The following is a 14,624-nucleotide window of genomic DNA, read 5'->3' on the forward strand; positions in this document are numbered from 1 at the left end:
TTACAAATGAACGTGATTAGCTTAGATGCTGCTCGAAAACGAAAGCAGCATAAAAAATTAATGATTACTATACCGATTATTACACGTATTTATGAAGAAGACGGGGAAATTAAATTTGAGGTAGCTGGCGAAAAAGATGTACCTCTTGAAATGTTAGAAAAATAATAAAAAACGCATTTCTTCAGAAATGCGCTTTTTTATATTTTTACATTTAAATGCATAAGTTTTTCAGGGTTAACCATCATATAAATATTTGAAATTTTCTCATCCTCAAATGCAAACGAAAGAACATAAGTTACTTTATTATTTATTGTAACTATAACTCCTGGTATACCATTGACCATTTTGAAATCAACAGTGTACTCTTCTGTCAATCGTTGTGCAATCCCAAAGAACAAACGTATAATTCGATCCGCAGAATAAATCGGGTTAATAGCAGTCGTAACTTTACCACCACCATCAGCTTTGAGTATAGCATCTGTTTTTAATACTTCTAACATACCTTCCGCATCCCCACACTGTAATGATGATACAAACTTTTCAACATAAGAAGCCATTTTCTCCGTGCTTAATTTTGATTGCTTCGGTTTCTCCAACATGCTTTTTCGAGCACGTTGAAAGATTTTCCTGCAGTTCACACTACTCTTATCAACAATTGAAGCTATTTCTTCGTATTCATAACTGAAAACCTCTCTTAATATGAAAACAATCCTTTCTACCTCAGATAATTGTTGTAAAAGTAATAAATATGCGGTGGAAAGGGATTCTTTCATTATAAATGACTTTGATGGCTCATCACTCTCTTCTACAATTGGATCTGGCAACCACATCCCTACATACACGTTACGTTTATGCGCTGCCGATCGTAATTTATCAATTGAACGATTTGTCGCCATCTTACATAAATATGCTTTCATATTTTCTATAGATTGAGGATTTTCTATATTATTTAGCGAGATAAATACATCCTGAACGATATCCTCAGCATCCATAACACTCCCAAGGATTCTGTATGCTAACGAAAATAATAATGGTTGATACGCTTCATATAACTGCTCCGTTTCCATGATGAACTGCCTCACTTTCATATTGCTTTAAAATGTGTAACGCTGCACGTTTCCCGCTTGCTACCGCAGCATCAGCTAATATTTCATCATGCCCTGCCCAATCTCCTGCAACATAAACACCTGGCATTTCAGGTATATTAGGGCCCGGTTTTTCAACACGGTCAATATGAGGAAAATCATGTACTACTATTATTTTCGGTAAATATTGCTGTGCAACAACTTCTCTTTTCCAATTTGGATGTAACAACTCCATCGTACTTTCCAACTGTTCTTTATCATCACGAATATGATTCATCTCAAGTACAGGATTATAGTACTTAATTAGACTCACTACAATTGATCCATTTTCACTTAATTTAGCTGCTCTCGATTGATTTGTGAAAAATATAGGTTGATCTAATCCTAATACAAATTGATGTGTAGGATTGGGTAATTGTCTCAAGCCAATATCTAATGCAGCAACAGTAACCGATACCGATTGTTCACTCCATCTATGCAAACTTGTTCCTTCTGCACCTTTTATTATTTTACAAGCTTCTTTCGGCGGAGTCGTCACGATGACTGCGCCTACTTCAAAAACCTCATCATCAACACAATGTATTCTTTGTTTACCTTCGGAATGCTCAATTTCCACAACATGCTTTTTAGCCAAAAACTGTACCCCGATATCATTCGCTATAGCTCTTAATTTTGTTATTATCGTCTCCCAACCACCATCTACATAAAGCACTCCCTCTTTTATAGAAAGCTGTATTTGTTTTAGTACAGATGATGCTAATTGTATTGTAGGAGCAAACGTATATGTTGTTGTCCGGCATAGCGCATAAAATATATTGCGAACCATTGGATCTTTTATTTCATTTTCTACCCATGTAGTTAGACTCATTTTCGGAACTTCTCCTACATCTAAATTTCCTAAACGAATCATAAGACGTGAGAATTGTACTTTTGCAGACCAAGAAAGTAGTGGTGTTGATAAAATTGAGCGAAAATCTGTTGGGATGGTGAATATATCCCCTTTCCATATTCCATGTGCTTTTGTAGATGGTATTCCACCTGGAAGATTCATACCGAGCTCATTAAAAGTTATAAACGCTGCCCCGCCTCTATATAAAGCATGTGCACCAAGATTCATGCAGATTCCATTTTTATTTATAGTCATCCCTCGGCCACCGAATTGACTGGATTTTTCTAATACAATCACTTTCTTTCCAGCTTTCGCTAAATATATAGATGCTGTTAATCCAGCAAGCCCACCGCCAACAATTGCTATATCAAATGTATTCATAATAAAATCCCTCCTTATCGTTCTACATACAAGACGAACGATAAGGAGGGATGTGACATAAAAATAAATTTTTATTATCCTACTTTATTTCATTACTTTTTAATTCGGTCATATTGCATACGAAATAACTCAATTGCAAATGGAATATCCTCCTCACTCTTTAAATAATAACTGATCCATCCTGATTCAGGTAATACGTGATGTGGTTTTACCAAGCCTTGCTTCACTAATTCATCTCGCTTTAACTTCGGAAATGGTAAATCAGCTAATTTATCACCATGAAGATGGCCAAGTTCTTTCTTGCCATAATTTATTTCAATACCACCAAATCGATGCGGTTTTTCAGAAACACCTGCCCAGCTGAGTACTTCATTTCTAATCATTTCACTAAATGACATGAACATTCACTCCTTATAAATAATTGATGTAATTTTAAATTAACATTTTCATTACTTTTTTCCATCAATCCAAAGTATGAATGGGAATACGAATATAGTTTGGTCTTAACACCTTATTCTTTATGGAATAAGTGAATTTATTAAGCTACCAACAACAGCACAAAACAAAGACTAGACACATATCCTAATTTTGTAACCTAACTTACCTATAGAAAGGCGGATAATACAATTGACTGCCAACATCGACTATACCTCCCCCTCAACCAATTTTACTTATGATGTAAATAAAAGTAATTTTTTTCGGAAAGATGCCCAAAATTATATAAATGTACTTGGTATTAAACAATTAAATACTTTAGAAAATACTTCTTTATTAGATATTTATTTAAGTACAGGAAATGTTGTAGAACCACATATTCATCAAAATGCAGCTGAACTTGTTTATTGTATTTCAGGGTCTGCTGTTGTTTCTTTACTTAATCCATTTACGAATCAAATATTAAACTTACCGATAAAACCCGGGCAAGTTGCCAACATTCCACAAGCGTGGTGGCATTATGAAATTGCTACAGCAGATAATACTCATTTATTAGCTATTTTTAATGCTCCAACTCCAGAAGTTATTTTCGGCTCTGACATTTTAAGGTTAACTCCAGCTCATATGATGGCCCATACTTACTGTCTCAATGAACAACAATGGAAACAAGCGGTTTCCCCTATTCAATCCACTACAGTAATTGGTCCTCCGGCAAACTGCAATCAAAACCGTGAAATGAAAAATTATCCAACCCAGCCCCTCGCTCAACAACATAATCCGTATCACCAAGATTCTTATTACTTTCCTCTTTACTGGGGCTATTAATTTGTAAATTTTCAAAAGAATCATCATTTATCTCCTAGGAAAATACCAAGGAGATTTTTTTATTATATCTTCTCTTCCTATTAAAAATAGTAACAATTGATAGTGTACATACATATAATATTTATATATTAAATTGGAGGTGATAGTACTATGAGTAATTATAACTATCGAAAAAACTACTCTTATAATAAAAATAGTAGCTCTTCAGCATCCTCTCAATCTTCCAATTCCCAATCGCAAAGAGACTTAGCCGAGCAAGGCTATGTAAAGAAAAAAGGATGTAACTGTAATAAAAATAAATAGTTTATTTTATGGATGAATTCTTTTAAAAGAATTCATCTTTTTTTGCTGATCGGAAATTTTTAAAGTTACATAACTTATTCCTTAAATGAGAAAGGGTAACTTATACTTTTTTATACGAACTTAACAAAGAGTAATTGTTCAATGGATTTATTACTTATTTCTCAAAAAAATATAGTCCTTCCTAAATTTATTAGGAAGGACTATATACAAACCCCTGTTTAATTTCCTACTAAATGTAACAAATTAAACGATATTAATACCTGCACTTACAAATCCAGCAACTGCAGCTATTGGACTTGCTGCTGTTAATGAAACATATAACAGTATTTTATCCCCAGCTGCTACTGGAATAGCTTCAGGTATGATTCCTGATGCTGTAGAACCAATCGCTATTGCGGCAAATGCTGGTGTTAATAAAAGAGGTGCGCCCTGTACTGTAAACGTATTGCTTGCTGCAGGTGCAGTTAATATTTGTATTTGCACTTGAACAGGTGATATTGGAGCTAATGCAGCTGTTGCACTAAAGAAACCAGCTAATGACGTAATAACCCCTGCGCGTGGTGCTACAAATGCATAATCACCTATACCTAATGCTAATGTGATACTTGTTCCACCAGTTAAAGCTACACCAGGCTGACTAAATCCAAATCCAAGAAGAGTTCCTGTATTAGCTATTAACGCGTTAACTAACGCAGATGGTGTTGTACCTGAAGCAAATGGAATAATAGCTCCGCCACCAGTTGCACCAGTTGCTCCTGTTAAACCTGTTGCTCCTGTTAAGCCTGTTGCTCCTGTTGGACCTGTTGCTCCTGTTGGACCTGTTGCTCCTGTTGGGCCTGTTGGACCTGTTGGACCTGTTGCTCCTGTTAGGCCTGTTGCTCCTGTTACTCCTGATGGACCTGTTGCTCCTGTTGGGCCTGTTGCTCCTGTTGGACCTGTCGCTCCTGTTAGGCCTGTTGCTCCTGTTGGACCTGTTGCTCCCGTTGGACCTGTTGCTCCTGTTGCTCCCGTTGGACCTGCTCCGGTTCCGGCTGGACCTGTTGGACCTGTTGGACCTGTCGCCCCTGGAGTAGCGTTGATTAATTGAATTAATAAATTAAAAAGAAGTTGTAAAGTTGCAGGATCAACATTTGAGTTGCAGGATATAGGGATAAGATCTAAAGCGAAGAAGAATTGTGCAAGGGCGCTATAAAATTGTTGCAATAATGTTGACAATTGTCCTAAATTAGGTGCTGGAGATTGTAATAAAACTATAATACTTTGAGTTAATTGTTTCAAAAAATTAACTTCTGGAGAAGGTAATAAGGAATTTAAGAAAATTAAAAATTGATTAAATAAATCGAGTAACACTAATCTGTTTGCATTACTTGGATTTGCAAAAAATGCTGAAATAGCTGATACTAATGAGTTTAGTAAAGTAATTAATTGACTTAATTGTTCCCTAGTAATAGGAACTGACTGTGGATTTTTACAACAATCTGGAGTGAAAACAATCGGATTATCGCAGTGGTTATGACCAAAACAATTATTATTTGTCATTTATGTCCTCCTTACTTGTTTTATATTTGAGTTTTTCCTATTATAAGGATCATAAAGTTGTAAAAGAGTATGTGTTATATATTGGCTTAAAATAGGAAACATGAAATATAATTAAACTTGAAAACGTAATTTAATTATGTTCATGACTCACATATTAATTATATGTTTTTAATAATTGACTGCTTAGATTAAATACCTAAACTTAAGAGTTTATTTTATTTTTCCACGTTTATCTCTTAGGTTTAAATACACATATTAATTTGAATATACTCAACAATTAACAGTGCCATTTTTTTCATATAAATATACCTTATTTTTTTACTAAGATTGTGTTCTCTTTTTTAAACATGAAGCCGTTTGTATTATAGAGAACTCTCATATACTATATTGAAAAATTCATTTTATATTTTATTCCAATACACTACGAAAAGGATTGAAGTTAAAATTCCTATCATTCAACCATTTATAACAGCTAGAAATTGAATGTACCTTCACTTAATTTTAACTATTCAAATATAAAACAAAAAGGACAGATTCCTTTTCATTAAGGAACTGTCCTTTTAATTAATAATGATAAATTGTAATATAATTGAAGATCCTTGCGATGGTGGTTGCGTATCCAATAAAGTTAATTTACCAGCACTCACTTCATATAATGGTTGTGGTTGCAGTATTCCGTTAACAAACAAATTAATATAAGAAACTTCACTAGGAGACAAAATATTCGTTGTACCATATTGAGGTATCCCGTCAGCATCTGTATATATAAGTTTCTCTCCATCTGCAAAAGTGTAATATAACAAATTGGTTGTGGTTATAGGACCAATGCCCCCAGTAGGACCTGTTGCTCCGGTTGGTCCCGTTATTCCAGTCGGGCCCGTTTCTCCGGTTGGTCCCGTTATTCCAGTCGGGCCCGTTTCTCCAGTTGGACCTGTTGCTCCGGTCGGGCCCGTTATTCCGGTTGGGCCTGTTGCTCCGGTTGGGCCTGTTATTCCAGTCGGGCCTGTTGCTCCGGTTGGGCCTGTTATTCCAGTCGGGCCTGTTACTCCGGTCGGCCCCGTTTCTCCGGTTGGTCCCGTTTCTCCAGTTGGACCTGTTGCTCCGGTCGGGCCCGCTATTCCGGTTGGGCCTGTTGCTCCGGTTGGTCCCGTTATTCCAGTCGGGCCCGTTTCTCCAGTTGGACCTGTTGCTCCGGTCGGGCCCGTTATTCCGGTTGGGCCTGTTACTCCGGTTGGGCCTGTTATTCCGGTCGGCCCCGTTTCTCCGGTCGGCCCCGTTATTCCAGTCGGGCCTGTTGCTCCGGTTGGAATATAAATTGGTGGAAGAATCGGAAATGTAGGTCCAATATTTTCTGGGCCTATCATCCCCTTATTCAATGATAAATTGTCATTGCGTTTCAATTTAATACCTCATTCCACATGTTTTTTAATTCATACACATCATTATGACCCTATCATTAAAGAATAACTTTATAACTATTCTCTTTTTTCTTCCCAAAGAATTATTACATATATTAAACATTTTACCGTTGCTATAACCGCTTTAATTAATATAATAAATTAATCATTCTATTTAAAAAGTACTAAATCTATTACATTCTTATTTAAAAAGATGAGGTGATTTATATTCAAGATAATAATGAAATTAGAAAAAAAGAAATAATGTCAATGGCCCTTGACATTATTTTCCCTTACAGGCTTACTGGACCTACGGGGCCTACTGGAAGTACTGGGCTTACCGGGAGTACTGGGCCTACCGGAAGTACTGGGCCTACCGGAAGTACTGGGCCTACCGGAAGTACTGGGTCTATCGTTACAACAAACTCTATGTTCGCTAATAATACATCAGGTGGTCCTGTTTCAGTCATATTAGGAGGAACAAACATTCCACTTTCAAATAACCAAAGTCTTGGTAATTTTACAGTTAACGCTTCAAATGACGTATTTACAATTCCTGTAACTGGAAGATATCATTTAACCTATCAAGTTAATACGACAACCGCTCTACTTGCTGGAACTAGACTACTATTAAACGCTTCTACGCCAATTCCTGGCTCTATTTTTTCTCCCGCTTTATCAACTTCAAATTATAGTAATAATTTAATTACTAATTTAAATGCTGGTAATACAATTTCACTACAATTATTTGGTATATTATCTGTCGTGAATTTAGTTGGAGGTGGATCAACAGGTGCCTCTCTTACAATTATACGAATTGATTAAAAAATGATTCATTCTTTTTATAATAAACAATCTAAATACTCAATTGGTAAATATTACGAGAGTGATGACGTAATAAAAATAAATTGTACTATATCCATAGTAGAAAACATCTATACTAAATTTTCCGTATATATATTATCAATTTACACTTCCCCCATGTCGGTGTTACATTAAAGATGAAGATCGTTTCTTCTTTACAGACCATCTCAATATGTATTTGAGGAACATCTCCAATCCTATACGCGAGAGCAATACTATATTGACACTCAATTGAGTGTCTTTTTTTATATTCAAAAAATAAAACCATCTCTTATAGATGGTTTTAACAATACACATTTACTCTTTATATTATTGCCAGCTTATAAAGCTGGATAATAAATAGTCATACTTAACCGCGTTAATGTTCTTCCTGAATTAGTATAAGTATGCGGTCTATCCGCCTTAAAGCGAATTGAGTCTCCATTATTTAACGTATATTGACAATCGTTTATGTCAATTGTCAATTTCCCTTCAATTTGTTAACCCTAAAGGAATATTATTCGGACTCACAGTAGTCTCTACTTTTATACTCCCTTACTACAATTCATATTCAAGTTTTCTACTTTTCTCATTATTTCTAGGTATAGTCGGTTTACTGAGTACATTTAGTTGGAGCCTTTTTGGTTCCATGTTCCAAAAACTTTTATTAAAACATAATCAATTATTTAACATCATTATGGCTGTTTTATTAGTTTTCAGTGCCGTTTCAATCGTTATACACTAATTCGATGCTCATTTTAGATTTTGTACTTTTTAATACCACTCTTTATCATTCAGACTACTTTACATACTAATCCATCCACATACCCTATGTGGTTTAAAACTTTTAAGAGGAAACCTTCTAACAATAGGTTTCCTTCCATATCATATTAAATAAGAAGCAGGTTAAATACGGAGGTGATTTTGATTAAGACTACTTTAATTTCTCATTTTTACAATGAAGAATATTTACTTCCGTGGTGGTTAATGCACCATACAAAGCTATTTGATCATGGCATTCTTATTAACCGTGGATCCACTGATCGTTCAGTTGAAATCTGTAAAACATTCGCTCCTAATTGGGAAATACGAAACTCAAAATCATTCGAATTTGATGCTTATTTAGTTGATCAAGAAGTTATGGAAATTGAAAGAGAAATTACAGGATGGAAAATGGTATTGAATACGACAGAATTCCTGTGCTGTTATAATAAAGAACAATTTTTCAAATCACTTAACACTATGGGCGGCAATATGTTTTCAATAAGAATGATTATGATGATTGATGAACCGACTCATGGCTACACTAATCCAAGATATAGCTCTCCGCTTGTTAAACAACGTTATCACGGCATAATAATTCAACCTAATCCAAACCAACTATATCTTAACGGTAGATTAATTCACAATAATTCGCACGGGAACTATAGAGTCGGGAGACATGGTTCGCATTATCCTTATAGCATTTACATGGAACCTGCTTTTATTTTTAAATTTTTTTATAGTCCATGGAACGATGCAATGAAAAAACGAAAATTACAAATCGGGCCTACTCTTTCTCAACATAGTGTACGACGCGGATTAGGTTCTCATCACTTAACAACAATTGAAAAATTAGAAAAAAAATACAAATACTATGCAACCTTAACTACGGATCTCCGGTTATTCCCAGAATACCAAATTATATTTCCTGATCTTTGTCCTTAATGTCATGAATATTTAGTTTCGACATCCATCCGTTTTTTATTAACATACCAACTCCAACTAAATACTTTTCTCTAGTAGAAATCTGAGCTAGAACTCTTGCTGCACGGAAATTCCTCTTATTTAATCTCGTATCACTAGCCTATAATCTTTCATACCATTTCATTAAGCACTTGATGTTGGATTAGAAATAAAAAATGGTAGTTCATTTGGAAAATTTTCAATTTCAGATTTTATACCTTCTAAAACAAAGAATTCAAACAATAGAACCTAAACTAAGATTTTAAGTTATGGCTTTATTTTTTTCTTATTATTCACTTTAAAATCTTTTTATAATAATATTGAAAAATACAATATAATATAAATTACTGTTCTTTAGGAGGATCACAATGGCTGATAAGTATAAATTTTTTATTCTCATTGTTACCGCATTTTTTTCATTCTTTTCTTTAATAAAAGATTTCCGCAACACTTCAAAAAGTTTCTTTTGGGGTAGTTTTATCATTCTTACAAGCTTCATGATACTATTAATACATGCTCTAGATTTAACTCAAATACTTTTTTATCCAAAGCAAATTGCGCTTGAATTTATTACAATACCACGTATATTCAATTTGATTTTATAAGCATTTCGGTTTAGTGTTTTCTAATTGATTTTAACTATTATTGAAGGTGACATATCAGCGATATTTTATGCCTATTCCGTATAAGTGTTAGCAAGTTCGTTTGCAAACTTGTTAGCACTTTTTTCATTTCTTTTATTGTACTCGCCCTAAATATAGATACACCCCTTTTTGTTTGTTTTTTATCCTTGTAAATATCCTGTTATATCAACATTTTTACTCAACACCTTTTCTAAATGTTTTCTATCTTTTTCTACAAAGTGGTGCAAAGGTGGGGCGTAACTAAGAAAAAGGGGGCAAAAGAGCTGGATTTTCATTCAGCTTTTTTTATTGAAATTCCGGGACAACATACGCCTTCACATAAACGCCATTCTTCATTGCAAACTGCTCTAAAGTTTTTTGCCTTTATTCTGTTACAGTAAAAAATGAACGATTGGTATTTTACTCTTATATTTATTTTTGTAGTAAGTTGTAAACTCACCATACCTTTTCATTTTCTCACTGTTTATATTCATCATCTGAGTTCGATCTATTTCTACAGCATTTAAAATTCCTTCTTCATCTCGGAATTTCACATCTGGAATAATTGTCTTCTTATTATCATTTACTTTATAAACGTATAGGTGTTTCTATATGTCAGTCATCGAACAAGACAAATAGATCCATGCTTCATTTCTCATGAGGCTGTATGCTAATCGAATTCTTAGTACTATTTTTTCAGTACCATCAAAGAATGCACAACCTTTTTTATTTAAGTAATATACATATTCTTTTTTATACTTAGAAATTGCTTGTATATACAATTTAATTGAGCTTTTATACAAATTATACTTAACAGTTTTTTTATCTTTTAGTGAATATAATAATAGGTGATGTAAATGGTTGAATTAAAAAGCAATATTGAGGATTTAATACAAAAAGAGGCTAAAAAAAAAAAGACGGATAGCGCAACAATTAAATATTAGTCCAAACTAAATAAGTAATTACATGCAAGGATGTTCATATCCTACCAGAGATAAAGCTTTTAAACTTGCCGAAATATTAGGCTGCGAAGTTGACAATTTATATACCTAAAAAAGAAAAAAACGCTGTTTAATTATTAGCAGTTTTTTCTTTTTTAAGTATATAAATATTTTTTCTTTACGCGTAATATCTAAGAGGAATCTTAATCATTGGTTTTGTTCAATTGATCGATAACCTACATGAAATATGTCGTTACCAATTTTTACTGTACCTATAGGACCATAATCTGGCTCTGGTATGTCTCCTGTTCCCAATACTATAAACTCTTCTTTTCGCTTCCATCTATCATCATCTATGTCATGGGTTAAATATACAGCTATGTTTCCATTCTCTTCTAGAATTGAAAAAGGTTGAGCAACTGATAGCTCTTTTACTTCTGAATATCCTATTTCTGGTCTCATGATTAGTCTCATTATTTGTTGATGTGACATAGTACAGCCTCCTAATAAAAAAATTCATTTCCTCTTACATAAGATACCCATTCTATTAATAAATATTTAAAGTATAAAAAACAAATGAAAAAGGAGGTCATTTAATTGCCTCAGCATCCTTGTTTACCTGATAAGATTCTAGAAATTTCTTATTATAATTTTTCTCCTGTCTCAATAGAATTCTTGATATTAAGACTGCTTTTATGAGCATTTCGTATAAGTGTGATTTAACTGAATAAGGCTATTTTTAAAGATGACATATCAGTGATATTTTATATCTATTTCTTAAAAGTGCTAGCAAGTTCGTTTGCAAACTTGTTAGCACTTTTTTATATTTCTTCTATATTATTTACCTTTAATATCTTTCATAATTTTCTTTATATTTTCACTGAGAGCTTTTTGTATCATGGCATCCTTTATTTCCTCAATAATTTTTCCAATATCCTTTATACACTTTTCTATATTATCAAATGTTTCAATCAACTCTTCCCCTCTATATTCTAATTCTCCAAAGTTTTCTTCTTTATAATTTTTCACATATGACATGGCATCCTCTAGAGCTTCCTCCATATTCTCACCTTCATCTAGTTGATGAAACTTATCCCACATCATACTATCTGCTTTTTTTGTTTTAAAATTAGCTAGATCATCTAATTCAGAAACAAGCAGTTTCACTAATCTCCTTAGAGATTTAACTTTTCTTCTTGCATCTTCTTTTTTAAATTCAGAAGGATACTCATCTATTAATTTTTCAATTATATCTTCAAATTTATAATGAAATCCACTAAATTCATCCCATCTTTCTCTATTAAAATAAGCTTCATCAATTAAAAATATCTCTTGTTCAGGAATTAATAAATCACCTCCATACCACGTTAAAATATCCTCTCGAATATTTTGCAACTCATCTCTCATTTTCACAGATATCTCTTCCATGGTAGCCCTATATTCAGAGGTGACACAGTGTATTGATTTACTTTTAATCTCCGCAAAAATCTTTCTTTCAATATTTAGGATTACTTTTGGATCTTTTACTAAAAAACCTAATTCAAATTTCCCTTCACTAGCATCAGAAAAATTCTGTGAACCAATATAAGCAATGCTATCAGTCATAATTAATTTCGCGTGATTCTCAAGATTGATATATACCTCTAAACTTCCAAATTTCTCTTGTTCCAAAACACTCAAAGCCCTTTTAATCTTGAATTTAACCTTGTTAATATCGTCTTGGTCTATACCATTTTTAAAATTTTTCAAATAACTACCATCCGGAATATTCAGGATGATTGTTATCTTCGTGGATTCTTTCAATTTCCTAAGTTCTTTTATCAATATTGAATTATATTCATATGTATTGATATTATAAGTTACAATATTAATACATTTTGCATGATGGAACTCATCCAATACTACTTGATAACCATTTTCTTTATAAGATAAAATTATTTCCCCTGTGACATTTGATATTTTTCGTTTCATTTTTTCCTCCCTATATCGTAAATCCCTTTACTCTAAATTATAACATCAATCTTAATATTCAACCTTTACTTCGCTACCTTTTTAAAATAGGAAAAATAAAAACCGACTCATAAGAGTCGGCTTTGTTTTATATCAATTACATCTATACATTCAAAAGTGTATTTTTTCCTAACTTCATCCGTCCATATAACAGGCTTGTCTATTGAGATTATAATGATTTCTTGTAATCGGATTTTTTCTCAAAGGTCGTAGATTAATATCAATTAGAATTTTATTCAGTATTATAGTGAAAATCCAAACACCTAATCTAACTAGAAATTAGTTTAAAAAAGCTAATTGAGTATAGTCAACCATTTACTTTCTTTATTTCCGATAAAAATCATCAATTTTAGCTTCACCAATAGTTTCAGCTAAACTTTGTAGATCTTGATAAATAAAATGTTCATTTATCCCCATAAGATTTAGCTCTTTTTTAATTTTAAATAAAGAGGTATGAGGAATTGCAATTTCAAACATATTTTCATCTATCACTTCATAGAAGTCAAGTTGATCGCAATAATAACCATGAAGTGTAAAACATCCTGATTGCGAGGTAATTCTTTTATCTATGTATGGTGATTGTACACATATCGGAAATTCATTTTTAGTATGTTCTATGTTTATTGGGTTCAAATACTCCTTATAATTATTGTTATCCTCAGAAATATCTATAGCTTCTTCTACCCCAATTGTGTGCTTATTTATCTCGGAAGGGTTTAATATATGAACCGTAGAGATAAAGTTATCTGCTATCTCAGATTGGGAATATATCGCACTAATAATTGCTTTCTCCATCTTCTCTTCACTATAGTTATTTAAATCCACACTGTATTCTTCAGAGAGATTTAAATAATCTTCACTTTTAATGTCTATTTCTATTTTTTTCGGTATGGAAAAGTATAATGCCACAAGTGCATTTGTTGACCAATCTAAGAGTCTTGTATGCAATCCATAATGTTGCGCAAGGAACATCCACTCAAAATCATTTTTAGGTCTATCGTTAATCATCCCTAATGATTTCCTCTTAAATTCGGCAAGCATCTTTTTTAAATCTAAAATTTCAACATCTATTCCAGGACGTTTATATTGCTTTCTTTTAATCAAAACCTTATTCTCTCTAAGTCCTTTTGGCAGAAGTTCATAATTACGACTTGCCTGTCCCCTAAACCACATTTCATTATTTCCATTGTTTCTTGATTCTATAATTCCTTTACATTCTCCAACCTTTTCAATATATTCACTTAATGTTTTTACAACATATACTTTTTTCATATTGAATCAATGTCCCCTAACATATCATATTAATAACACAAAATATAAAATATAAAATATTAGAATTAATAAATATTAATCTTAATTTTTTCTTATATTTAAATAAAAACCTCTAACCAAACTACTTTTATATTTAAATATAATATTATACTTAAATATAAAAGTAAAATGTAAAAAAACTATTTCGATAATTACCGGAAAAATCCTGTTCAAATAAGTTGGCTATTTCTCTTAATATTACTTACTTTATTTTACATTTACATATTGTATTTTAGATGCATAAATTATAATAAGTTTGATAAATTTGTGAATATACACTAGAAATATTATTTCATTCAACAATTCGTGAAATATAC

The 14,624-nt window shown here is 32.6% G+C and carries 13 protein-coding genes and 3 pseudogenes; 6 read left to right on the forward strand and 10 right to left on the reverse strand.

The genetic code is table 11. From position 1 onward, the window contains the following. Positions 1–6 precede the first annotated feature (6 nt). Positions 7–165 (forward strand): hypothetical protein, encoded by a 159-nt coding sequence (locus ACTFN4_RS17540; protein ID WP_001100984.1) that lies wholly within the window; start codon positions 7–9, stop codon positions 163–165. A gap of 32 nt (positions 166–197) precedes the next feature. Here ACTFN4_RS17540 and ACTFN4_RS17545 read toward each other — a convergent pair whose 3' ends face one another. The 3 genes from ACTFN4_RS17545 to ACTFN4_RS17555 all read right to left on the reverse strand — a co-directional run bounded on the left by ACTFN4_RS17545 (position 198) and on the right by ACTFN4_RS17555 (position 2,753). Next, the gene (locus ACTFN4_RS17545) at positions 198–1,067 is read right to left on the reverse strand and encodes a sigma-70 family RNA polymerase sigma factor (protein WP_069604977.1); all 870 of its coding nucleotides are present in this window, start codon (positions 1,065–1,067) and stop codon (positions 198–200) included. Beyond that, positions 1,045–2,355 (reverse strand): phytoene desaturase family protein, encoded by a 1,311-nt coding sequence (locus ACTFN4_RS17550; RefSeq protein WP_439962587.1) that lies wholly within the window; start codon positions 2,353–2,355, stop codon positions 1,045–1,047. The genes ACTFN4_RS17545 and ACTFN4_RS17550 overlap by 23 nt, the downstream gene beginning before the upstream one ends. A 92-nt stretch (positions 2,356–2,447) precedes the next feature. Then, entirely contained in the window at positions 2,448–2,753 is a 306-nt protein-coding gene (locus ACTFN4_RS17555) for a luciferase domain-containing protein (RefSeq protein WP_000010319.1), read from the reverse strand. A gap of 229 nt (positions 2,754–2,982) precedes the next feature. Here ACTFN4_RS17555 and ACTFN4_RS17560 point away from each other — a divergent pair, with 229 nt between their 5' ends. Then, on the forward strand, positions 2,983–3,615 hold the full coding sequence (locus tag ACTFN4_RS17560; protein WP_071714824.1) for a cupin domain-containing protein: 633 nt from the start codon (positions 2,983–2,985) through the stop codon (positions 3,613–3,615). 546 nt (positions 3,616–4,161) lie between these two features. On the opposite strand, the gene ACTFN4_RS17565 is transcribed toward ACTFN4_RS17560, so the two are convergent. Together ACTFN4_RS17565 and ACTFN4_RS17570 are read right to left on the reverse strand one after the other, a co-directional pair. Then, positions 4,162–5,457 (reverse strand): exosporium glycoprotein BclB-related protein, encoded by a 1,296-nt coding sequence (locus tag ACTFN4_RS17565; protein ID WP_439962589.1) that lies wholly within the window; start codon positions 5,455–5,457, stop codon positions 4,162–4,164. Positions 5,458–6,017: 560 nt separating this feature from the next. Continuing rightward, the gene (locus tag ACTFN4_RS17570) at positions 6,018–6,857 is read right to left on the reverse strand and encodes a DUF4183 domain-containing protein (RefSeq protein ID WP_439962590.1); all 840 of its coding nucleotides are present in this window, start codon (positions 6,855–6,857) and stop codon (positions 6,018–6,020) included. Between the two features lie 216 nt (positions 6,858–7,073). Here ACTFN4_RS17570 and ACTFN4_RS17575 point away from each other — a divergent pair, with 216 nt between their 5' ends. Next, the gene (locus ACTFN4_RS17575) at positions 7,074–7,679 is read left to right on the forward strand and encodes a BclA C-terminal domain-containing protein (protein WP_439962591.1); all 606 of its coding nucleotides are present in this window, start codon (positions 7,074–7,076) and stop codon (positions 7,677–7,679) included. A 359-nt stretch (positions 7,680–8,038) separates the two neighbouring features. On the opposite strand, the pseudogene ACTFN4_RS17580 reads toward ACTFN4_RS17575, so the two are convergent. Next, positions 8,039–8,191, reverse strand: a pseudogene (locus ACTFN4_RS17580) (cupin domain-containing protein); the annotation flags it as partial. Here ACTFN4_RS17580 and ACTFN4_RS17585 point away from each other — a divergent pair. The 3 genes and pseudogenes from ACTFN4_RS17585 to ACTFN4_RS17595 form a co-directional block, all read left to right on the forward strand. Beyond that, positions 8,182–8,442 (forward strand): annotated as a pseudogene (locus ACTFN4_RS17585) (lysine transporter LysE); the annotation flags it as partial. The pseudogenes ACTFN4_RS17580 and ACTFN4_RS17585 sit on opposite strands and share 10 nt — an antisense overlap. Positions 8,443–8,621: 179 nt before the next feature. Continuing rightward, positions 8,622–9,404: a glycosyltransferase family 2 protein gene (locus ACTFN4_RS17590; protein ID WP_000598280.1), complete on the forward strand. Its 783-nt coding sequence runs from the start codon at positions 8,622–8,624 to the stop codon at positions 9,402–9,404. Between the two features lie 386 nt (positions 9,405–9,790). Then, a complete protein-coding gene (locus tag ACTFN4_RS17595; RefSeq protein WP_000774113.1) occupies positions 9,791–10,027 on the forward strand; it encodes a hypothetical protein in 237 nt (78 codons plus the stop codon). Between the two features lie 324 nt (positions 10,028–10,351). Here the strand turns inward: ACTFN4_RS17595 and ACTFN4_RS17600 are convergent. From ACTFN4_RS17600 to ACTFN4_RS17615, 4 genes and pseudogenes are all read right to left on the reverse strand, one after another. After that, positions 10,352–10,803 (reverse strand): annotated as a pseudogene (locus tag ACTFN4_RS17600) (replication-relaxation family protein); the annotation flags it as partial. Positions 10,804–11,193: 390 nt separating this feature from the next. Continuing rightward, positions 11,194–11,478: a hypothetical protein gene (locus ACTFN4_RS17605; RefSeq protein ID WP_322360104.1), complete on the reverse strand. Its 285-nt coding sequence runs from the start codon at positions 11,476–11,478 to the stop codon at positions 11,194–11,196. A gap of 345 nt (positions 11,479–11,823) precedes the next feature. After that, a complete protein-coding gene (locus ACTFN4_RS17610; RefSeq protein ID WP_439962592.1) occupies positions 11,824–12,957 on the reverse strand; it encodes a phosphatidylserine/phosphatidylglycerophosphate/cardiolipin synthase family protein in 1,134 nt (377 codons plus the stop codon). Between the two features lie 363 nt (positions 12,958–13,320). After that, entirely contained in the window at positions 13,321–14,268 is a 948-nt protein-coding gene (locus ACTFN4_RS17615; protein WP_439962593.1) for an FRG domain-containing protein, read from the reverse strand. Positions 14,269–14,624: the final 356 nt, after the last annotated feature.

The sequence above is a fragment of the Bacillus cereus group sp. MYBK95-2 genome (genome assembly GCF_051915225.1).
Taxonomy (GTDB): domain Bacteria; phylum Bacillota; class Bacilli; order Bacillales; family Bacillaceae_G; genus Bacillus_A; species Bacillus_A cereus.

Excerpts from the sequence above, each read along its gene's own strand:
- ACTFN4_RS17540 (WP_001100984.1), top strand. The coding sequence starts at position 7 with ATGAACGTGATTAGCTTAGATGCTGCTCGAAAACGAAAGCAGCATAAA.
- ACTFN4_RS17545 (WP_069604977.1), bottom strand. The coding sequence starts at position 1,067 with ATGGAAACGGAGCAGTTATATGAAGCGTATCAACCATTATTATTTTCG.
- ACTFN4_RS17550 (WP_439962587.1), bottom strand. The coding sequence starts at position 2,355 with ATGAATACATTTGATATAGCAATTGTTGGCGGTGGGCTTGCTGGATTA.
- ACTFN4_RS17555 (WP_000010319.1), bottom strand. The coding sequence starts at position 2,753 with ATGTCATTTAGTGAAATGATTAGAAATGAAGTACTCAGCTGGGCAGGT.
- ACTFN4_RS17565 (WP_439962589.1), bottom strand. The coding sequence starts at position 5,457 with ATGACAAATAATAATTGTTTTGGTCATAACCACTGCGATAATCCGATT.
- ACTFN4_RS17595 (WP_000774113.1), top strand. The coding sequence starts at position 9,791 with ATGGCTGATAAGTATAAATTTTTTATTCTCATTGTTACCGCATTTTTT.
- ACTFN4_RS17605 (WP_322360104.1), bottom strand. The coding sequence starts at position 11,478 with ATGTCACATCAACAAATAATGAGACTAATCATGAGACCAGAAATAGGA.
- ACTFN4_RS17610 (WP_439962592.1), bottom strand. The coding sequence starts at position 12,957 with ATGAAACGAAAAATATCAAATGTCACAGGGGAAATAATTTTATCTTAT.
- ACTFN4_RS17615 (WP_439962593.1), bottom strand. The coding sequence starts at position 14,268 with ATGAAAAAAGTATATGTTGTAAAAACATTAAGTGAATATATTGAAAAG.